This window comes from Paraburkholderia caffeinitolerans (assembly GCF_902859945.1).
In the GTDB taxonomy this organism is placed as follows: Bacteria; Pseudomonadota; Gammaproteobacteria; order Burkholderiales; family Burkholderiaceae; genus Paraburkholderia; species Paraburkholderia caffeinitolerans.
The window spans coordinates 237,762-257,402 of record NZ_CADIKL010000002.1 but is presented as its reverse complement, the minus strand read 5'-3'; the positions used below and the strand labels follow the sequence as shown (position 1 = coordinate 257,402).

Annotated in this window: 17 protein-coding genes; 7 read left to right on the top strand and 10 right to left on the bottom strand. The window is 64.2% G+C overall.

What is annotated here, in order from left to right; translation table 11 throughout:
- Positions 1-129 precede the first annotated feature (129 nt).
- The 4 genes from HV773_RS02795 to HV773_RS02780 all read right to left on the bottom strand — a co-directional run bounded on the left by HV773_RS02795 (position 130) and on the right by HV773_RS02780 (position 5,014).
- Positions 130-1,224, bottom strand: a complete 1,095-nt coding sequence (locus HV773_RS02795) for a porin (protein ID WP_129563495.1) — start codon at positions 1,222-1,224, stop codon at positions 130-132.
- 96 nt (positions 1,225-1,320) lie between these two features.
- Positions 1,321-2,037 (bottom strand): sulfite exporter TauE/SafE family protein, encoded by a 717-nt coding sequence (locus HV773_RS02790; RefSeq protein ID WP_129563494.1) that lies wholly within the window; start codon positions 2,035-2,037, stop codon positions 1,321-1,323.
- Positions 2,038-2,105: 68 nt separating this feature from the next.
- Complete coding sequence (locus HV773_RS02785) at positions 2,106-3,596, bottom strand: amidohydrolase family protein (RefSeq protein ID WP_175194190.1); 1,491 nt, start codon at positions 3,594-3,596, stop codon at positions 2,106-2,108.
- Positions 3,597-3,622: 26 nt separating this feature from the next.
- Positions 3,623-5,014, bottom strand: coding sequence for a uracil-xanthine permease family protein (locus HV773_RS02780; protein ID WP_129563492.1), 1,392 nt, complete (start codon positions 5,012-5,014; stop codon positions 3,623-3,625).
- A gap of 217 nt (positions 5,015-5,231) precedes the next feature.
- Here HV773_RS02780 and HV773_RS02775 point away from each other — a divergent pair, with 217 nt between their 5' ends.
- The 5 genes from HV773_RS02775 to HV773_RS02755 all read left to right on the top strand — a co-directional run bounded on the left by HV773_RS02775 (position 5,232) and on the right by HV773_RS02755 (position 11,073).
- Complete coding sequence (locus HV773_RS02775; protein ID WP_129563491.1) at positions 5,232-6,272, top strand: LacI family DNA-binding transcriptional regulator; 1,041 nt, start codon at positions 5,232-5,234, stop codon at positions 6,270-6,272.
- 161 nt (positions 6,273-6,433) lie between these two features.
- Complete coding sequence (locus HV773_RS02770; protein WP_129563490.1) at positions 6,434-6,970, top strand: hypothetical protein; 537 nt, start codon at positions 6,434-6,436, stop codon at positions 6,968-6,970.
- Between the two features lie 67 nt (positions 6,971-7,037).
- Positions 7,038-7,871, top strand: a complete 834-nt coding sequence (locus HV773_RS02765; protein ID WP_129563489.1) for a cysteine hydrolase family protein — start codon at positions 7,038-7,040, stop codon at positions 7,869-7,871.
- Between the two features lie 329 nt (positions 7,872-8,200).
- A complete protein-coding gene (locus HV773_RS02760; protein WP_129563488.1) occupies positions 8,201-9,343 on the top strand; it encodes an ABC transporter substrate-binding protein in 1,143 nt (380 codons plus the stop codon).
- Complete coding sequence (locus HV773_RS02755) at positions 9,340-11,073, top strand: sensor domain-containing diguanylate cyclase (protein ID WP_129563487.1); 1,734 nt, start codon at positions 9,340-9,342, stop codon at positions 11,071-11,073. Before HV773_RS02760 ends, HV773_RS02755 begins: the two co-directional genes overlap by 4 nt.
- 37 nt (positions 11,074-11,110) lie before the next feature.
- Here HV773_RS02755 and HV773_RS02750 read toward each other — a convergent pair whose 3' ends face one another.
- From HV773_RS02750 to HV773_RS02730, 5 genes are all read right to left on the bottom strand, one after another.
- A complete protein-coding gene (locus tag HV773_RS02750; protein ID WP_129563486.1) occupies positions 11,111-12,061 on the bottom strand; it encodes an alpha/beta hydrolase in 951 nt (316 codons plus the stop codon).
- A gap of 53 nt (positions 12,062-12,114) precedes the next feature.
- Positions 12,115-12,606: a thioesterase family protein gene (locus HV773_RS02745; RefSeq protein ID WP_129563485.1), complete on the bottom strand. Its 492-nt coding sequence runs from the start codon at positions 12,604-12,606 to the stop codon at positions 12,115-12,117.
- A gap of 100 nt (positions 12,607-12,706) precedes the next feature.
- Positions 12,707-13,672, bottom strand: coding sequence for an L-carnitine dehydrogenase (locus tag HV773_RS02740; protein ID WP_129563484.1), 966 nt, complete (start codon positions 13,670-13,672; stop codon positions 12,707-12,709).
- 60 nt (positions 13,673-13,732) lie between these two features.
- Positions 13,733-14,662, bottom strand: a complete 930-nt coding sequence (gene cdhC / locus HV773_RS02735; RefSeq protein ID WP_129563483.1) for a 3-dehydrocarnitine:acetyl-CoA trimethylamine transferase CdhC — start codon at positions 14,660-14,662, stop codon at positions 13,733-13,735.
- Positions 14,663-14,722: 60 nt separating this feature from the next.
- Positions 14,723-15,673 (bottom strand): choline ABC transporter substrate-binding protein, encoded by a 951-nt coding sequence (locus HV773_RS02730; RefSeq protein WP_129563482.1) that lies wholly within the window; start codon positions 15,671-15,673, stop codon positions 14,723-14,725.
- A 323-nt stretch (positions 15,674-15,996) separates the two neighbouring features.
- Between HV773_RS02730 and HV773_RS02725 the strand changes: the two genes are divergently transcribed.
- Positions 15,997-16,956: a GlxA family transcriptional regulator gene (locus tag HV773_RS02725; RefSeq protein WP_129563481.1), complete on the top strand. Its 960-nt coding sequence runs from the start codon at positions 15,997-15,999 to the stop codon at positions 16,954-16,956.
- Between the two features lie 53 nt (positions 16,957-17,009).
- Here the strand turns inward: HV773_RS02725 and HV773_RS02720 are convergent, their stop codons facing one another.
- The gene (locus HV773_RS02720) at positions 17,010-17,936 is read right to left on the bottom strand and encodes a choline sulfate utilization transcriptional regulator (RefSeq protein WP_129563480.1); all 927 of its coding nucleotides are present in this window, start codon (positions 17,934-17,936) and stop codon (positions 17,010-17,012) included.
- Positions 17,937-18,081: 145 nt separating this feature from the next.
- Here HV773_RS02720 and betC point away from each other — a divergent pair, with 145 nt between their 5' ends.
- On the top strand, positions 18,082-19,620 hold the full coding sequence (gene betC, locus HV773_RS02715) for a choline-sulfatase (protein ID WP_129563479.1): 1,539 nt from the start codon (positions 18,082-18,084) through the stop codon (positions 19,618-19,620).
- The last annotated feature ends 21 nt before the right edge of the window (positions 19,621-19,641 follow it).

The window sequence follows — 19,641 nt, the reverse complement described above, 5'->3', positions numbered from 1 at the left end:
TGGGGGACAGTCTTTGGGGTTGGGGCGAGGGGCTTATTTTGACATGAAGCCGGGGCGGGGCTGGGCCATGCGTGCCCGCTTTCCCCGGCATTCAACCGCTGGCGGCTGTGCCGCCGCCGCCCGGCCGCCCTAGAAAAAGTGATGAATCCCGGCCAGCACGACCGTCTGCGAGCCTGAAGACGATGGGCCTATCCCCATCGTGCTGGCAACCGCGCCCGATGAGGCCCGTTCCACCATCACGTCCATATAAAGCTGGGTGCGTTTCGAGAGTGAGTACACATTGGCGAGCGTCGCCTGAGTCCAGCGCTTGCCGTCGAGCGTCATGGTCCACGCGCCCGCGCCCACCATATAAGCGGGCGTGATCTGGACATTGGCGCCGCCGTCGATGGTGCGGTAGTCCTGCGCCGCGCCAAGCCGCTCGATGCGCACCTGCGTGTAGAGCGCGTGCAACTGAACCCGCCCCCACTGATAGCTGCCGCCGATGCCCGCATTGCGCACGCGGTCGGCCACGAACGGCGCCCCGTTAGCCAGGTTCACGCCCTCGAACGCATTAAGGCCCAGCCCGCCGGCCAGATTGAGCGCGCGGTCGTGGTACTCCGACCACGCGGCGGCCAGCTTCAGCGGGCCATACCCATAGTTCGCGCCGAAGCTGATGGTGTGGCCCGTCGTGCTGCTGCTCGAATTCGTGAAGCCGTAGAGCGCGCCGATGGTGAGGCCCGCGAACGGCTGGCTCACGAACTTGGCGGTATTGGACAGTTCGACGGGAACGGTATTGGCCAGCCCGTCGACGTTGCCCGGATGAAAGGCGGAGAAGTCGCCGAGCGTCTGGGCGGTCGAAAGCGGGCCGAGCATTTCGAAGTGGAAGTCGGTCTGGCGGCCGAGCGTGACGGTGCCGATGCCGTTCTTCGCGAGACCCACCCAGGCCTGGCGGTTGAAGAGCGTTCCCGCGCTCGACATCGCGCCGCTGAGCGTCGAAAAGCCCGACTCCAGCTTGAACACCGTCTTCAGTCCCGAGCCCAGGTCTTCGGTGCCGGTGAGGCCCCAGCGGTCGGCCTGGAAGGTGCCCTGTTCGGCGATGAACGCGTGCGAGCCACGCAGATTGCTGACGTAGCCAACGCCCGCATCCAGACTGCCATACAGCGTGATGCTGCTCTGTGCATAGGCAACGGAAATGCTGGCCATGCCGAGCGCGGCGCACGCGCTCGCCAACAGACACTTCTTCATTGGGGGATCTCCTCGCGATGTTCTCGATGTTCTATTGGCTCTGTGGAACGAGCCGGCCCTGCCCGGGCCGGCCGTGCCTGCGTTTACTTCACGGATTCACTTCAAGGTCTGATACAGGATTGCCGCGCCCGAAACGATCGCGAAGGCCATCACGCTGATGCGCAGGACCTTGCCGTTCAGGCGCTGGTGCACGTGCTGGCTGATGAAGGCGCCAACAATGACGGGCGGCACGAGCAGCAGCGCAGAAACGAAGCGGTCCGAACTGATCTGGCCGGTGAAGCTGAGCATCACCAGCGAGACCGCTTCGCCGATGGCGAAGCACAGCGCGATGGTCGAGCGCAGCGCGGGCGCGCGGTAGTGCTGGAAGACCATCGCCAGTGCGGGCCCGCCAATGCCCGTTGCGGTTTCGGTGATGCCCGTCACCGCGCCCGCCGTGATCAGCGCGTTGCGGCCCGGCGCAAAGGTCGGCGCGCACAGCGTCGCGACGGCGGCGGCAATCGTCGATGCGCCGATGAACAGGTTCAGGTCGTGCGCCGAGATGCGCGAGATGATCAGCACGCCGCCCACCGCGCCCACTGTGCGCCCGACTGTGATCCACAGCGTGCCGTGCGAATCGAGTGCCGGACGCTCGCGCCACGCGAGATAGACATTGAGTGGCAGCATCAGGATCAGGAGCGACACGGGCAACAGGCCCGGATCGATCAAGCCGATCACCGGCGCGCAGATGAGCGCGAAGCCCACCCCGACCGCGCCTTGAATGAACGCGGCAATCGTCACGGTGGTGGCAAGAATGAAAAATACGGTCAGACTCACAGATGGGTTCTCCTAAGGATTGACAGCTATGCGCGGGGCGGATCGAACGGCGATCGCGCCCGCGTGGTTCAGCTAGTGGAAGCCAGTGGCGCCAGATCTGGCGTGACGGGCTGTGCCGAGCCGCGAGCCGCGAAGGCGGCGGGAACGGCCGGGGCAACTGATAAGGGCGCGGCATGCACTCGCTGAATAGGTGCGCGCGCAACGACATCGGCAGCGGCTTCGTCGATTTCGCGCAGCAGCGCGCGCGCGTCCCAGTCGATGGGCCAGCCGTGCCACAGGCGCAGGCGTCCCGCGACGAACACCGCGTCGATCTGGCTGCGATTGGCGAGGCGCACGAGCTCCCATTCGAGCTCCCACGATGGCCGCATTTCCGGCACGTCGAGATCCACGAGCAGAAAGTCCGCGGCCATGCCCGGCGCGATGTCGCCGGTCAGTGCGCCAAGGCGCACGGCGTCGGCGCCGCCGCGCAGCGCGTGATCGAGCCAGAGCTTGCCCGCGCCGCATGACGAGTCGCCCGTAGCGAGCCCGAACGCGAAGCGCTGCGCGGTCTCGGCCGCGTCGAGCAGCCTGAATGCGTCGCTGCGCGTGCCGTCGGTGCCGAGGCCGAAGCGGATGCCAAGCGCGGCCATCTGCAGCGCGGGGGCTACCGCGTTGCCCTTCCACGAACTCGCGACGGGGTTGTAGCTCACCGCCGCGCCCGTGTCGCGCAGCAGATTCAGTTCGGAGGGCGTAACGAGCGTGGCATGCGCGATCAGCGTTTGCGGCCCCAATGCGCCTGCATGGTGAAGGTGCTCGATGGGGCGCATCTTGCGCGCGACGATCGAGCGTTCGACGGCGGCGAGGTGCTCGTTGGCATGCGTCTGGAACACCGCGCCGGCCTCGGCGCACAGGGCGGCCACGGTTTGCAGCATGCCGTCCGAGCCTGCTTCGGGCACCGAAATAGCGAGCGATGGATGCACGAGCGCATGGCCGCTCCAATGCGCCAGATGGGCTTGCGCGCGGGCGACGATGGCGCCGCGCTCGCGGGCGTCGATAGGGTCGGCCAGGTCGTTGCAGATCTTGCCGAGCACGCAGCGCACGCCCACTTCCTGGGTGGCCGCGGCGATCGTCGCAATGTCGCTGTCCGAGCGCGTGCCGGCGTCGCATACGGTCGTGAAGCCGCCGCGCAGCGCTTCGAGTGCGGCGAGTTTGGTCGAGAGGTACAGCAGGTTCTCGTCGAGGCAATTCTCGAGCGGGACCCAGATGCGGCGGTAGATCTCCGAGGGCTCGCCGAACGCGAGCGCCTTGCCGAACGACTGCGTGAGGTGGTGATGCGCGTCCACGAAGCCGGGCATCAGCAGCTTGCCCGGCAGCGCAAGCGGCGTCAGCAGCGGGTAGCGCGCCACCAGTTGTTCGGCGGGGCCGATGTCGAGAAAGCGCCCGTTGGCGATTACGACCGCATGCTCGCGCACCGGACCCTCGGCGAGCAGCAGCGTTTCAGGCAACAGCAGCAGTTCATCGGCGCACAGTTCGGTGCGGGAAAGGGAGCAGGGCGATGCGGCGGTGGAGCGAATTTGCATGATGATGAAATTGGGCTGTGTGGGGTTCAGTGGCAGGAAGGGGTTTCGTTGACGGCGGCTTCGAGGGCGCCAGTCGCATGGGTGGCATGGGCTGCATGATTTGCGCGCGGCCGCCAGCGCAGGCTCACGTGCTCGAAGATCAGGTTGACGATCACGGCGGTGAGCGCGCCCATCGCGAGCCCGTTGCCGAGCACGATTTGCAGCGTCGCGGGAAAGCGGCTGTAGACGCCGGGCACGACGATCGGCAGGATGCCCATCGTGAGCGCGGCGGCGAGCGTGTACATGTTGGCGCGCGCGCGCAGGTCCACCTGGCGCAGCAGGTTGATGCCCATGACGCCGATGATCGAGAACACGATCAGCGCGCTGCCGCCCACCACCGCGGCGGGAATGGCGTTGGCGAGGCGCGAGAGCGGCGCGAGCAGCGCGATCACGATCAGCAGCGCGCCGGCCATCGCGGTGACGAAGCGCGAACGGATGCCGGTTGCCTCCACGATGCCGATGTTCTCGCTGCTCGTGATGATGAGCGAGGTGCCGAAGAACCCGCCGAGCATCGACATGAGCGCATCGGCGCGGATGGTCTGCGGCACGGCCACGCGCGGGTCGATTTCCTTGCCGACGATCTCGGCGATCGCCACGGTCTGGCCGGTGGCTTCCGCCATCGAAATCACGCTGAAGATCAGCAGCGGCAGGGCGGCGAACAGATCGAAGCGCGGCATGCCGAACGGCAGCGGCGTGGGCAGCGTGACGAGCGCGCCGCTCCAGACGCCGGCGAAACTCATGAAGCCCAGTGCCGAAGCCAGCGCGGCGCCCGCGAGCAGGCCCAGCAGCACGGCGAGTTGCCCGAGCATGCCCTTGAAGAGCTTCGCGAACAGCACGGTGAAGGCGACCGTGGCGAGCGCGAGACCAATCCCGGCCGGGCTGCCGAACTCGGCGGTGCCGGGGCGGCCGACGATCACCACGCCGTAGATGCGGATCAGGTTGACGGCGACGAGTATCAGCATCGTGCCGATCACGATGCGCGGGAAAAAGCGCAGGCAGCGCCGGAACACCGGCAACAGCAGAAAGTAGAACAGGCCCGTGAGGATGGTCGCGCCGGCGGCCGTGCGCAGGTCGGTTTGCTGCGCGATCAGCACGAACAGGACCACGGGCGCGCCGCCCGGCACCATGATGAACGGCAGGCGCGCGCCAAAGCGCAGCGGGCCGAACGATTGCAGCAGCGTGCCGATTCCGCAGACGAGAAAGGTCGCGCTGATCAGGTCGACGGTCAGCGCCGACGTTAGCCCGAGCGCCTTGGCGACCAGAAAAACCGCGGTGATGGGGGAAGCGGCCACGACCAGCACGTGCTGCAGGCCGAACAACATCAGTTTGACGAACGGTAAGCGCTCGTCGACAGCGTGAACCTGCTGGGCTTTCGTCATGACTGCGTGTCTCCATGGGTCGTTGTTGTGGGGAAGCGGCTTGATAAAAACCGCGTCCCAAATCGATTTGGGGTCGCGGCCAAAAAATTGGGCCGCCGCCCCAAATCGATTTGCTATCGTAGAATGGTGCGTCCAAAAGGCCTTGTCAAGCCGGATTATTTATCGACCGAGTGGTCGCGATAGCCCACAAAACCCGGACTCAAGCGAGAGAACCAGCATGCAAAGTCCAGCGCCGCCGAAGTCGCGGCCGACCATTGCCGATGTCGCCCGCGCAGCGGGCGTCTCCACGACCACCGTTTCGCATGCGTTGAACGACAAGGGCTATGTCGATCCGCAAACGCGCCAGCGCGTGAAGGATGTGGCGCGCGAGCTGGGCTACCGCCCGAGCGTGCGCGCGCAACGGCTGCGCACCGGCGAGGCGCGCACCATCGCGCTGCTTTCGTCGATGCCGTTCGAGATCGCCGGCGGCGCGTCGCGGCTTGGCTTTCTGATGGAAGTCGCGGCGGTTGCGGCGGCCGCCGCGCTCACGCGCGGACTTGCGCTGGTGCTCGTGCCGCCCATCATGGCGGGGCGGTTGCCGCTCGAACAGCTCGACATCGACGGCGCCATCGTGATCGAACCCACCGCCGACGATGCGAACGTGGCCCATCTGCAGGAGCGCGGCTTGCCGGTCGTGTGCCTCGGGCGCATGCCCGGCAACGACGCGCTGCCTTATGTCGACATCCACTCGTTCGCCACCACGGCGCTGTTGCTGCGCCATCTGCACGAGCAGGGCAGCAGGCAGATTGCGCTGCTGATTGGCGCGCAGCAGCGTAATTCGTATGTTGAATCGCGCGCTGCGTACGAGCAATTCTGTGCGGAGCACGACATGACGCCGGTGATTGGGGTGGCCGACGAAGCGGGCGGCGAGGAGGCGGGCCGCGAAGCCTGCGTGGCGCTCTTGCAGCAGCACCCGCAGCTCGACGGGTTGTGCGCGCTGGTTGACGCGTTTGCGGTGGGCGCCGTGCAGGGCATTGGCGACGCAGGCCGGCGCGTGCCCGACGACATCAAAATCGCGACTCGTTACGACGGGATTCGCGCGCGCAGTTGCCGACCGCCGCTCACGGCCGTCGATCTTCACCTCGACGAAACGGCCTCGCAAGCCGTTGCGCTGCTGCTCGATCACCTGGCCGGCAAGGGCGGGGCGGCTTCCGCCACGCCGCCCGGTCCATCGCTGGTGATTCGCGAGTCTTCGGCTGCCGTCCGGGACGACGCATAAGGTTTCGCGCGCAAAAACGCCTGGATGCCCGCAAACCTCCTTCGCGGGTTATCAATCGCTCCAGGCAATTCCTGAGCCTCAAATCAGGAAAACCTGATTTCCGCTATGTGCCGGCATGCCTACTCTGCCATTACACAAATACACGTAACGGAGACACAACCATGCTTTCACGCAAGTCCAAAGCCATTGCCTCGCCCGTTATTTTTTTGCTAAGTTCGCTCGGCCTGACTTCTACGGGCCCCAATGCCCTCGTCGTGATCGGCGGCATGTGTTTGAGCCTGGCCGCCACGTTATGTTTGTTCGCTAACCTCATTCCCGGGTTTGGCGCCCGATACGGGCGATTGATACCCACGTTCTCGCTGCTCTCCAACGTGCCGCTCACGATCAACGGCATCTTCATGGTCCAGGGCGGCATGGCGACCGGCCATACCGGACTGGCCGTCGCCGGCGCGTGCCTTGCGTTGTCCAACGCCGTGTTCTACGGCAGCGCCAACCTCAGGGGCTTCCTTGGGAAGATTTCCGCTAAAGCCCACGCCCATTACAGCATGGTGGCGGGCCTCCTGATTGCGGTTGCTGGCGCCGCTCTGTTTAATCCGGTGCTGACGTTTATTGGTTTTGGCTATGTGATGGAAGCCTCGTTGCGCAAGCGCCCCATGCCGGCGCCCGCGGAGGAGATGGAACCCGAGATTGCTGCCTGATTCAATCTTCACTCGCAGTTCTTTTTAAAACGACAGCTTGCAAAAGCAAACAATGGAGACAGTCCCTATGTTGCAGTCCGTTAAAAAGATCGAACCGATCGTCGTGCCCGAAGCCACCGTTACTGAACCCAATCACCTGGGTTCCGGCCGGCACTACAAATGGCTGGCCGATCACGGCAACGTCAATATGGCGATGCCCGCACCGGAGCCGCGGGTGGTGACCATCGATGCGCAGCCGCAAACCGTGACGATCGATCTGCATCGCACGGCCATTATGGTCATCGACATGCAGAACGACTTCTGCGCCAAGGGCGGCTGGGTCGACCATCTAGGCTTCGACTACACGCCGGACCGCGCGCCCATCGAACCGCTGCAGCGCCTGCTGCCGGAACTGCGGGCCGCCGGCGCCCATGTCATCTGGGTGAACTGGGGCAACCGCCCCGACCTCAAGAACATGCCGCCCAACCAACTGCATCTGTACAAGCCGAAGGGCGTGGGTATTGGCCTTGGCGAGGCGCTGCCGGGACATGGTGCGCGCGTGCTCGAGAAGGATAGCTGGGCGGCGGCGATCGTCGATGAACTGAAGCCGGAACCCGAGGACATCCATGTCGACAAGTACCGCATCAGCGGCTTCTGGGACACGCCGCTGGACAGCATTCTGCGCAATCTGGGCGTCAAGACGATTCTGTTCGCCGGCGTGAACACCGACCAGTGCGTCATGCACTCGCTAACCGATGCCAACTTCCTCGGCTACGGTTGCCTGATGGTCGAAGACTGCTGCGCCACCACGTCGCCCGACTTCTGCGTCGAAGCCAGCATCTGGAACGTGAAGAAGTGCTTTGGATTCGTGACCCATTCGGACGATGTCATCGATGCGCTTGGAGAGATCAGGACGAAGTAAAACCGGGCATTAAATGAGTGACTTTCCTAAGGCTGGCTTCGACTGTCTCCGTCGGGCGAGCCTTTTTTTCATATTTAAGAGGATTCAACGACGTTAGATATCGTCAATAGCTTGACCTGTTTCAGGCCACCGGATTTTCTCTTGTGCTGAAAGTTAGCCGGATTGCATAATCTGGTTTTCTATTTTCGATAAGATGAGCGGCGGGAACGCATTATGGGTTTCCATCGCGACAGCGGAATACGGGGTCGAGCGAAGCGGCGTCTTCGCTTTATCAGAAAATGGGGACGCGCTTAGCGGAACCCTGAAACAGCATCGAATAAATTGGCGAAATGAGACGACGCTTCAAAACGGTCGTTTGCGGGTTCATCCGGGGGGGAGCCAATCGTCGTGGCGTGAGCAGATGGGCCACGCCGGCGGCGTTGGCTGTCCTGCTGCTGTGTTTTCTCTGGACCCACACGCTCGCGGATTCTTATACGCCGCGCCGGTCCGTGCTGCGCGTGCTCGCGTGGCCCGGCTACGCGGACGACGACTGGGTCCGCGCGTTCGAGAAGCGCTTCCACGCCAAAGTCGAAGTCACGTTCGTCGATTCCGACGAAGCGCTCTGGGCCCGCATGCATAGTGCCGAGCCGCAGCCGTTCGATGTGCTGGCGGCCAACACCGCCGAGATCGAGCGCTACGCGCACGCCGGCCTGCTCAGCGCGCTCGACCTCTCGCGCATTCCGAACCGCCACTGGCAGCAGCCTTATTTCCAGCAGGTAGCCAAGATTCGCGGGCTCGTGGACGCGGGCCGCACCTACGCGATTCCGTTCACCTATTCGTCGATGGGGCTGATCTACGACCGCAAGCAGATTGCCGAGCCGCCGCGTTCGATGCGGGCGCTGTGGGATCCGCGCTATCGTGGCAAGGTGCTCGATTTCAACAGCGCGCAGCACAACTTCTCGTTCGCTGCGCTGGCGCTCGGCTATCCCGACCCGTTCCACCTGACGCCCGAGCAATTGCGCACCGTCGCGCGCGAACTCGTGCGCTTGCGGCGCAATCTGCTCACGTACTACACGTTGCCCGAAGAGGCCACCGAGCAGTTCGTTCAGCATCATGTGGCGCTGATGTTCGGCAATTACGGCACGCAGCAAGTCGAGCAATTGCGCCATGCCGGCGTCGATGTGGGTTACGTGATTCCGGACGAAGGCGCGCTGGCGTGGCTCGATTGCTGGGCCATCACGCACAATGCGAGCAATCCAGCGCTGGCCTACGACTGGATCAACACCATGCTGGAGCCCGAAATCGGCAAGCAGTTGACGCAGCGCGAAGGGCTGGCCAACACCATGACGCCTGTGACTGGCGACGCTTCCAGTGACGCCGCCGGCGCGGGGCCGCATCTCGTCTGGATCCAACCCGTCGAGAGCATTGCCGAGCGCGAGGCGCTGTGGCGCCGGATCAAGGCGGGCGACCGGCTGGAGCGTTTTGCGCCATGATCAAGCTCGGGCTGACTTCGCAGCTTTCCATCCTGCTGGTGTGCATCGGCGTGGCGGCATCGGGCGCGACCGGTTATTCGACCTATCGCGCCAATCGCGAGATGCTCATGCACGAAGCGGAGCACAGCCTGCTCACTTCAACGCAATTGCTGAGCCAGCGTTTCACTGCCGCGCTCGGCGACGTCGCGGACGACGCGCTCGTGCTTGCGACCTTGCCTTCGTCGACGGTGGTCGCGCGAGGCGACGCGCCGCGTCCCGCCGACGCCCGGCTCAAGCAGGTGTTCAGCGGCTTCATGCGGCATCACCCCGAGTATCTGCAGATACGCCTGATTTCGCGCGCGGAATACGGCCTGGAGCGCATTCGCGTCGAGCGCGAAACGAATGGCGTCGTGGTCGTGCCCGATGACCAATTGCAGGAGAAGGGGCAGTTTCCGTATGTGTACGACGCGCTGGCGGCGAATGCGGAGCGCGTCTACGTCTCGCCGATCGGCTTGAAGGCCCAGCGCGGTTCGGACCCGGGCCGGACGCTGCCGGTGGTGATGGTGGGCACGCCGATTGCCGATGAAAGCGGCGACAAGGTGGGCGTGCTGGTCATCGACGTGGATCTGACCAAGATCTTCGAACGCATCGAACGCGATTTACCGACCGACTACGCGGTGTACATGGCCAACGAGTGGGGCGATTTTCTGATCCATCCCGATCCGGACCAGACCTTCGGCTTCGAGCGCGGCCACCGCGTGCTGATGCAAAAGAGCTTTCCGGCCACCGCGCCGCTGTTCGCCAACGGGCCGTCGAGCCTGACGTTCAACGGCTTTGCGCGTAGCAACGAGCCACCGGCCGAAGTGTTCGCGTTCGTGCGCTCGCCGTTCGGTCTCACGGGCGGCAAGCGCTTCATCGCGCTCGGGCTCGCGCGGCCGCTCACGGACGTGCTCGCGCCCGCCAACGAGCTCGGCGCGCAAATCATGCGTCTCGTGCTGATCTCCAGCACCGTGGCGATCGTGCTGGCGGTGTTGTTCGCGCGCGCGTTGGCGCGGCCGCTGCGCACGCTCGCCTACGCGGTGACGCACATCTTCGACGAGGAGGCCATCGAGCGCCTGCCGGTCGGACGCTCGGACGAGATTGGCGTGCTCGCGCGCTGCTTCGACCGCATGCGCATGGAGATCCGCTCCCAGGTGGACGCGCTGCATACGCGGCAGCAGGAGCTGACGCACCTGGCAGGGCACGACCCGTTGACCGGCCTGCCGAACCGCACGCACTTCCTGGAGCAACTCGATCTGGCGATACGCCGCGCGGCGCTGAGCGACGAGCCGCTGGCTGTGATGTTCGTCGACCTGAACGACTTCAAGCAAATCAACGATCAATTCGGGCACTCGACCGGCGACCAGACGCTGGTGGTGGTTGCGCAGCGCCTGCGCGCGGCGTTGCGCGGCACCGATGTCGTGGCCCGCTATGGCGGGGACGAGTTCGTGATTCTGGTGGGCGGCGCGCGTACGACCGACGCGCTGCGCGTGGCGGCTAGCCGCGTGCAGTTGGCGATGGAGGCGCCCGTGCCGCTGGGCGAGCATCTGATGAAGGTGGGCGTGAGCATCGGCATCAGCGAATTTCCGGCCGACGGCATGCACGCGGAAGAACTGCTGGCAAAGGCCGATACCGCCATGTATGCCGCGAAAACCGCAGCGGGTTCGCACTTCGTGCGCTATCAGGAACTGGCGAGCGCGTCGGAAGGTTGAAGCACGCGCCCCGGTAGAACGGCTGGCAATGGCCAAACTAGGGGCGTCCTGCTGCGTTCCCGGTCAGGAACCGGCATACCTCGCGATGCATCCATTGCACGCCAGGACTCGTCGCCAGTGCACGCCAGGAGCCGTGCACGAGGCCCGCGCCGACCGGCGCGTACGCGTGGCCGCCCGCCGCGCGAATGCGCTCGGCGAACACCCGCGCGTCGTCGCATAACGGATCGTGCTCGACACCGATCGCGAGTGTGGGCGGCAACGTGTCATAGCGCGAGGCTTCGAGCGGAAGGGTCCACGCGGCAAGCGCCCGATCTTTGACGCCCGCGCCCCAGTACAGCGCGCCGTAGCGTTGCACGTCGGCAAGCGTGAGCATCGGCGCGTTGGCTTGCGTATCGCGCGCGGGCAGTTGGGGCTCGATACCCAGCAGCGGATAGACCAGCGCGACGCCATCCACACCTGTGACGCCTTCGTCGCGCAAACGCATCGCGACACTCGCGGCAAGCGTGCCACCCGCGCTGTCGCCCGCCAGTTGCAGCGACCGGGGCAGCGGACCGAACGGCAAGCGCTCGTCGAGCGCCGCACGCGTGACAGCGAGACAATCGTCGTGGGCGGCAGGCGCGGGATGTTCAGGCGCAAGCCGGTAGTCGACGGCGATCACGCAAAGGCCCGTATCCGCCGCGATGCGTGCCGTGATCAGATCGTGGCTTTGAATCGATCCGACGACAAACCCGCCACCATGAAAATAGAGCACGGTGCCGTTGGACTGCGCGCGCCGGGCGGGCGCATAGAACCGCAGCATCACAGTCTGTCCACCGGGTGAGGTGAACGGCGCGTCGTGCGTGTGCACGCCCTCGGGCAACGGTGGTGTGAACGCGGCGGCAAAACGTTCATACGTCGCCCGCTCGTCGTTCACGGTCGTAGCTGGGTGATCGCTCGAATACAACGCCGTCGCGCGCTCGACGAAAGCGGCGATTTCAGGTTCGAGCATGACGTGCCACTCCCGTTGTGCTTAATCTGATTGTGCCTGTTAATGCTCGCATGTCACTTGCCGGCTTGCGCAGGCAAAGCGACCATGCGCCCGGCGTACTGGGCAACAGGCAGCGTTGCCTGCCGATCGACGAGCGCGCGCACGCGCGCTTGAACATCGCTATCGAACGCGGCAGAGCGTGGCCCACTCATGTCGACGTGCAACAGCATCTGCTCGCTGGCTGCAACAGGTTGGTCGCCGTCGTCCGCGAACATTTCGAGGTACAGATGAATCCGCTTCGCATCGTGAGCGAGCACGCGCATTTCGACACGCACCTTGGCGCCTTGCTTGATTTCATGCAGATAGTTGATATGGGCTTCGAGCGTGTAGATCGAGCGGCCGCGCGCTTTTCGCACGCTGTCGTCGAGACCGATCTCGTCGATCAGCGCATCGGTGGCGAAGCTGAAAATCAGCATATAGAACGCGTCGCGCAGATGGCCGTTGTAATCGACCCATTCGGCGCGCACGACATCGTGATACGCCGGCAATTGCGCATATCGCGGCATGGTCAATGTCTCCGTCGCTTTGAAGGATGGTTAGGGCTCGCGGGGCATCGCGCTTCGATGCCCCGCGTGTGCTCCGCGTCTGCTCCGGTCGTGCGCGACGTTATTCGTCGGCACCCAAGCCATGGCGCGCTTTTGTGTCCGCAATCGCCGACAGCACGTTCGTGATGCATTCGTCGCGATAGCGTTCGAGTTGCTTGATCGATCGCGCTCCCACTTGCTGCGCCGTGCCGTCGACGACGCGATCGATTAACTGATCAGTCAGCTTCGGCGCGACGAGCTTGGTCCACGGCAACTCAAGCGCGGGGCCGAACTGCTGCATGAAATGGCGCATTCCCGCGTCGCCGCCCGCGAGCGTGTAGGTGAGGAACGTCCCCATGAACGACCAGCGGATGCCCGCGCCGAAGCGGATCGCATCGTCGATCTCGCCAGTGGTCGCGACGCCTTCGTCGACGAGATGCAGCGCCTCGCGCCACAGCGCTTCGAGCAGGCGGTCAGCGATAAAGCCCGGCACCTCTTTGCGGACATGCAGCGGCCGCATGCCAAGCTCGTGATAGATGCGCAGCGCGGCATCGATAGTCGCGGGCGACGTGCGCTCGCCACCCACCACCTCCACCAGCGGCAGCAGATAAACGGGGTTGAACGGATGGCCGACGATGCAGCGTTCTGGATGCAACGCGCGTGCATAGAAGTCGGTGGGCAGCAGGCCTGATGTCGACGACGCGATAATCGCATCGGGCTTCGCCGCGCGGCTGATCTGTTCATGCAGCGCGAGTTTGAGTTCCTCGCGCTCGGGTGCGCTTTCCTGAATGAAGTCGGCGTGCGCGACGCACTCCTCGATTGTATTCACGAAGCGCAGACGCTCCTGCGATGCGCCTTGCGCGAGCCCGACGCGCTCGAGCGCCGGCCAGGCGTTCGCGACATTGTCGCGCAACTGCTTTTCCGCGCCCGGGCCCGGGTCCCACGCAACAACGTCGAGCCCGTGCGCCAGCGCGCGCGCGACCCAGCCGCTGCCGATCACGCCCGAACCGATTGCCGCGAATGTCTTGATGCTGATGATCTCTTTCATTTCCGGTGATCGTCTGGAAGGGTTGAATGGGGTTTAAAGCTGTCGATACGCTTCGATACGTCACGCGTACTGTTCGATGGCACGCTTGTCGAGCAGCCGTTCGCCGCGTGCGCGCAAGCCGAGTTTCTTGCGGCCTTCGGCGGGTGTCAGCGCGCGGCCGCCGAGACGCTCAATGATCTCGATTGCGCGCGTGACGAGGGAGCCGTTGCTCGCGGGCACGTTCTTGTCGAGCCAGATGTTGTCTTCGAGGCCAACACGCACATGCCCTCCCAGCAGCATCGCCTGCGCGACCATCGGCATTTGCATGCGGCCGATGCCGAAGCCGGCCCAATGCGCTCCGCCCGGCAGGTTGTCGACCATTGCCTTCATCGTTGTGGTGTCGGCGGGCGCGCCCCAGGGAATACCGAGGCACAACTGGAACAGCGGCGGCGCATCGAGCAACCCTTCCTTCAGCAATTGCTTGGCGAACCACAGATGGCCCGTGTCGAAGATCTCCAGTTCGGGCTTCACACCGAGTTCCTGAATGCGCTTTGCGCCAGCGCGCAATTGAGCCGGCGTCGACACGTAGATATAGTCGCCGTCGCCGAAATTGAGCGTGCCGCAATCGAGCGTGCAGATCTCCGGCAGAAGCTCTTCGACATGCGCAAGCCGCGTCAAGCCGCCGACCAGGTCCGTGTTCGCGCCGAACCGCATCGGATCTTCGCCGGGGCCGATTTCGAGGTCGCCGCCCATGCCCGCGGTCAGATTGATGATGACGTCCGTATCCGCCGAGCGGATGCGATCGACGACTTCGCGATACAGGTTCGGGTCGCGGCTGCCGCGTCCGGTTTTCGGATCGCGCACATGGCAGTGTGCGACGGTCGCGCCGGCTTTCGCGGCCTCGATTGCCGCTTCGGCGATTTGCTTGGGCGTGACGGGAATAGCGGGGTGCTTGCCGACGGTGTCGCCTGCCCCCGTGACGGCACAGGTCACGATCACTTCAAGGTTCATGCTGGCAATTCCTGTTAGACGTTGCAATGGAAAGTACGGAGTCGTGCTGGAGGCACGTAATCAAAGACCGAGATACGCCTTGACCGCAGGCAAGCCGTCCTTGCCGTCATAGGTCTTGACACCGGCCAGCCATTCATTGAGGACCTGCGGATTCTGTTTCAGGTAGGCCTTGGCGGCGTCAGCGGGTTTCTCTTTCTTCATCACCGACTGCATGACGACGTTTTCGATTTGCGTCGTGAAGCGCAAATTGCTGACGAGCTTTCCAGCGTTCGGGCAACGCGTCAGAAAGTCGGGCGAGGTCACCGTGTAGACGCGCGCTTCGCCGTCGTTGGGACCGAACACGCCCTCGCTGCCGGTCAGATATTTCATGTCGAGCTGGATGTTCATCGGATGCGGCTGCCAGCCGAGAAAGACCACCCACTTCTTCTCGCGCACCGCGCGCTCGACGGTGACGAGCATGCCGGCCTCGCTCGATTCGACCAGCTTGAATCCGCCCAGACCGAACTGGTTGGTCGCGATCATCTTCTGGATAGCGGCATTCGCGCTGCTGCCCGGCTCGATGCCGTAGATCTTCCCGTCGAGCTCCGCGCGGTGCTTGGCGATATCGGCGAAAGTCGTCAGGCCCGCTTCGTATTCGTAGGTCGGCACGGCAAAGGTGGCTTTTGCGCCGCTCAGATTGGGCGGCTGCAATACGTTGATCGATTTGGACTCGATGAACGGCGCAATGGCCTTCTCCTGCACGGGCCACCAGTAGCCGAGCGATACGTCGAGTTGCTTGCTCTTCAATCCCGCGAACGAAATCGGCACGGAGGCGACCGTCGTCACGGGCTGATAGCCGAGGCCTTCGAACACGGTGGACGCGAGCGCCGTCGTCGACGTGATATCGGTCCAGCCGATGTCGGCGAAATGGACCGCGCGGCAGCTTGACGGATCCTGCGCGAAGGCGGGCAAGGACATGGCCGCGAGAAGCCCGGCCAGACATGCGGTAACGGCTTTGTTGCGCAACTTCATGACGGTCCCCCTGGACGCGTTATATGGCGAGCCCGCATGGCGGGCGGCGAGTCGGACGACCTGAACCGATCCGGTGTGCCATAAAGGTACCGGTCCATATTGCTGCAAAATCGACCGCCAGCGACCCGTTCTTGCTTGCGAGCGACCATGAGGGAAAACCACAGTGCGTGACGAACGGCGCTCGATGGGCTGGGCTTGCGTGTTGCTTGTGCACTGCGCCATCGAGCCGCGCATTATTGGCGTGGCTTGCCGCCTTGCATGGCGCTTGCTACGCTCGCCGGATTCGATGAATCCGCTTCACGCGACCTCCCGAACATCAAGTGATGCCCCAAGACATCTCGTTCCTGCTGCTGCCGGGCTTTTCGGCCCTCGGTTTCATGTCGGCCATCGAGCCCTTACGTGTCGCGAACCGCTTTCGCGAGAACCTGTACCGCTGGCACATATTGAGCGTCGACGGCGCGCCCGTGCCCGCGAGCAATGGCATTTCGCTGAACGCCGAAGCGGCATTCGCGGACGTCGACGATGTGCAGAGCGTGTTTGTGGTCGCGGGTTTCGAACCGCTTGCGTGCTACAGCCGCGCGCTCGGCGACTGGCTCAAGCGCCTCGACCGCGCGAGCGTCATGCTTGGTGGCATCGATACGGGCGCATTCATCCTGGCCGAAGCGGGACTGCTTCGGCCAACGGATAGCGTGACCTTGCATTGGGAGGCGCTGTCCGCGTTTCGCGAGCGTTACCCATCCGTCGCGGCGAGCGGAGATCTATTCGAAATCGGCGCGCGGCGCATTACGTGCGCGGGCGGCACGGCCTCGATCGACATGATGCTCGATCTGATCGCGCGCAGTCACGGGGCGGCGCTTGCCTCGTCGATTTCCGAGCAGTTCGTGGTGAGCCGCATCCGGCAGCGCTCCGATCATCAGCGCATGGAAATCGCTGCCCGCTATGGCGTGCACAATCCCAAGCTGATCCAGGTGATCGGCGTGATGGAACAGAACATGGAAGAGCCGCTTGCGCCGGCCGATCTTGCGCAGGAAATTGGCGTCACGCGCCGGCAGCTCGAGCGACTCTTTTGTTCCTTGCTCAAGGACACGCCGACGCATTTCTATCTGCAATTGCGGCTTGATCGCGCGCGGGAGCTATTGCGCCAGACCGATATGTCGATTACGGCCATTTGCGTGGCATGCGGGTTCGAATCGCCATCGCATTTTTCGCGGACCTATCGCGCGAGGTTTGGCGCCAGTCCCCGGCGGGACAGGAGTCCGGCGAGTTCTGGGGCGCAACCATGACAGCCCTGAACGAGCGCAAGCGCAGCGAGCATGCCAAAGCGTAGTGCTGAGCGTCAGGCGTGCTCGTGCGCGCCGATGCCGCTTAGTTCGTTGAACAGCCACCGCCGGAACAGCGGCACTGCTGCAGGCGCGGGGCGCGCGGGCGGACAGACGAGGTAATAGCCGCGCTCGGTCGTCACGGGCGTGTCGAGCAGGCGTACCAGAAGGCCGGATGCGATGAGTTCGTCGGTCAGCGGTGTCCAGCCCAGCGCGACGCCCTGGCTCATCAACGCGGCCTGCACGACGAGCGAATAGCTGTTGAACATGATCCCCTGACTTTCCTCCGGTGCGGCGAGACCATACGCGGCAAACCATGTGTCCCAGGCGAGCCAGCGCTCGGGTTCGGTCGGTTGCACGTGCAGCAACGGCAACTCGGCGAGATCGGCGGCGTGGGTGACGGCGCCATGCGCTTCGCGAAACGCGGGTGAGCAGACCGGCATGACGGCTTCGGCGAAGAGCCGCGTCGAGGTGCAGGGCGGCCAGTGGCCGTCGCCGAATGCGATCGCGATGTCGGCGTGATCGCGGTGAGGGTCGTAGCCAAGCTGCGACGTGACGATCTTCACGTTGACGCCGGGCATCGACGCTTTCAGGCGCGCGAGGCGCGGCATCAGCCAATAGGTGGCGAAGCCCGCGTCGGTCAGGATCGTCAATGCGCCCGTTGCGCGGCGCGCACGAATGCAGGTCGTTGCCTCGCGGATCGTGTCGAGACCGCTGCGCACGGCTTCGTAGAGCAGCGCGCCCTCGGCCGTGAGCGTCACGCCGCGATGACCGCGCTCGAATAGCGGTGCGCCGAGGTCTTCTTCCAGTTGCACGATGCGCTGGCTGACCGCCGGCTGGGTCGAGCCGAGCTCGCGCGCGGCGGCCGTGAAGCTCGCGAGGCGCGCGGCCGATTCGAAAGCCGACAACGTCTGCATTGGCGGAAGACGGTCTGGTCCAGGCATAACTTCCCCTTATGGGCCGATAAGCGCACGCCGCCTTCACAACGGTTTGGCCAGCGGCAATAGTGAAGTCCATGCGGCGAGTCAGAGTGATGCTTGCATCGCCGCGTAACGACGCATAACCGTTCGATTCTAATCCGCCCCGCCAATGAGCCCTATCACCAAGCCGAATATTCTTATCCTGATGGCCGATCAGATGACGCCGTTTGCCCTGCGCGCGTATGGAAATCAGGTTTCACTGACGCCGCGCATCGATGCGCTTGCGAAAGAAGGCGTCGTGTTCGATTCCGCGTACTGCGCGAGCCCGCTGTGCGCGCCCGCCCGCATATCGATGATGACGGGCAAGCTGCCCGCCGCCACCGATGCATACGATAACGCCGCCGAACTGCCCGCACAAACATTGACGTTCGCACATTACCTGCGCGCGGCAGGGTATCGGACGATCCTTTCGGGAAAGATGCACTTCTGCGGCCCCGACCAATTGCACGGCTTCGAAGAGCGCCTGACGACGGACATCTATCCCGCCGATTTCGGCTGGGTACCCGACTGGGACCGCCCCGATGTGCGCCCAAGCTGGTATCACAACATGAGTTCGGTTCTGGATGCAGGCCCATGCGTGCGCACGAACCAGCTCGATTTCGACGATGAGGTTACGTACACCGCGCGTCAGAAGCTCTACGACATCGTGCGCGAACGCGCTGCGCAACGGGATGTGCGTCCGTTCTGCATGACCGTGTCGCTCACGCATCCGCATGACCCCTATGCGATTCCACGGCAATACTGGGACCTGTACCGCGATGAGGACATCGACATGCCGCGCATTACGCTGGCGCGCGAGGAGAGCGATCCGCATTCGAAGCGTCTGCGCGATCTCTACGAGGCGGACCTGACGCCACCGACCGACCAGCAGATTCGCAACGCGCGGCACGCGTATTACGGTGCATTGTCGTATGTCGACGCCCAGTTCGGCGCGATTCTCGATACGCTGAAGGCGACGGGTCTTGCCGACGATACGATCGTGATCGTGACTTCGGATCACGGTGAAATGCTCGGCGAACGCGGGCTCTGGTACAAAATGACCTGCTTCGAAGGCGGCGTGCGCGTGCCGCTGATCGTGCATGCGCCCAGGCAATACCGTGCGCGGCGGGTGGCGGCGTCGGTATCGCATATCGATCTGCTGCCGACGCTAGTCGAGATGGCGACGGGCACGCGCCGCGCCCAATGGCCCGACCCCGTCGACGGACACAGCCTGTTGCCGCACCTTCACGGCGACGGTGGCCACGATGAAGCGATTGTCGAGTACTTTGCGGAAGGCGCGATTGCGCCAATGGTGATGATCCGCCGTGGCAAGTACAAATTCATCCATACGCCCGTCGATCCCGACCAGCTCTACGACCTCGTGGACGATCCCGGCGAATGCGTGAACCTCGCATTAGCCCCGGAAGCTGCGAGCCTCGTCGCTGCTTTTCGCCAGGAGATTGCGGGGCGCTGGGATATCCCTGCTTTGCATCAGGCGGTGCTTGCGAGCCAGCGCCGCAGGCGCTTTCATTTCGAAGCGACCACGCAGGGCGCGATCCGCTCTTGGGATTGGCAGCCCTTTAACGACGCGAGCCAGCGCTATATGCGCAATCACATTGAACTCGACACGCTGGAGGCCATGGCGCGCTATCCGCGCGTTGCACGCTGAAACGCATCGATACGGGAGCCC

Coding starts and splice junctions, on each gene's coding strand:
- HV773_RS02795 (WP_129563495.1), bottom strand. CDS start 1,224: ATGAAGAAGTGTCTGTTGGCGAGCGCGTGCGCCGCGCTCGGCATGGCC.
- HV773_RS02785 (WP_175194190.1), bottom strand. CDS start 3,596: ATGCAAATTCGCTCCACCGCCGCATCGCCCTGCTCCCTTTCCCGCACC.
- HV773_RS02780 (WP_129563492.1), bottom strand. CDS start 5,014: ATGACGAAAGCCCAGCAGGTTCACGCTGTCGACGAGCGCTTACCGTTC.
- HV773_RS02775 (WP_129563491.1), top strand. CDS start 5,232: ATGCAAAGTCCAGCGCCGCCGAAGTCGCGGCCGACCATTGCCGATGTC.
- HV773_RS02770 (WP_129563490.1), top strand. CDS start 6,434: ATGCTTTCACGCAAGTCCAAAGCCATTGCCTCGCCCGTTATTTTTTTG.
- HV773_RS02765 (WP_129563489.1), top strand. CDS start 7,038: ATGTTGCAGTCCGTTAAAAAGATCGAACCGATCGTCGTGCCCGAAGCC.
- HV773_RS02760 (WP_129563488.1), top strand. CDS start 8,201: ATGAGACGACGCTTCAAAACGGTCGTTTGCGGGTTCATCCGGGGGGGA.
- HV773_RS02755 (WP_129563487.1), top strand. CDS start 9,340: ATGATCAAGCTCGGGCTGACTTCGCAGCTTTCCATCCTGCTGGTGTGC.
- HV773_RS02750 (WP_129563486.1), bottom strand. CDS start 12,061: ATGCTCGAACCTGAAATCGCCGCTTTCGTCGAGCGCGCGACGGCGTTG.
- HV773_RS02745 (WP_129563485.1), bottom strand. CDS start 12,606: ATGCCGCGATATGCGCAATTGCCGGCGTATCACGATGTCGTGCGCGCC.
- HV773_RS02740 (WP_129563484.1), bottom strand. CDS start 13,672: ATGAAAGAGATCATCAGCATCAAGACATTCGCGGCAATCGGTTCGGGC.
- cdhC (WP_129563483.1), bottom strand. CDS start 14,662: ATGAACCTTGAAGTGATCGTGACCTGTGCCGTCACGGGGGCAGGCGAC.
- HV773_RS02730 (WP_129563482.1), bottom strand. CDS start 15,673: ATGAAGTTGCGCAACAAAGCCGTTACCGCATGTCTGGCCGGGCTTCTC.
- HV773_RS02725 (WP_129563481.1), top strand. CDS start 15,997: ATGCCCCAAGACATCTCGTTCCTGCTGCTGCCGGGCTTTTCGGCCCTC.
- HV773_RS02720 (WP_129563480.1), bottom strand. CDS start 17,936: ATGCCTGGACCAGACCGTCTTCCGCCAATGCAGACGTTGTCGGCTTTC.
- betC (WP_129563479.1), top strand. CDS start 18,082: ATGAGCCCTATCACCAAGCCGAATATTCTTATCCTGATGGCCGATCAG.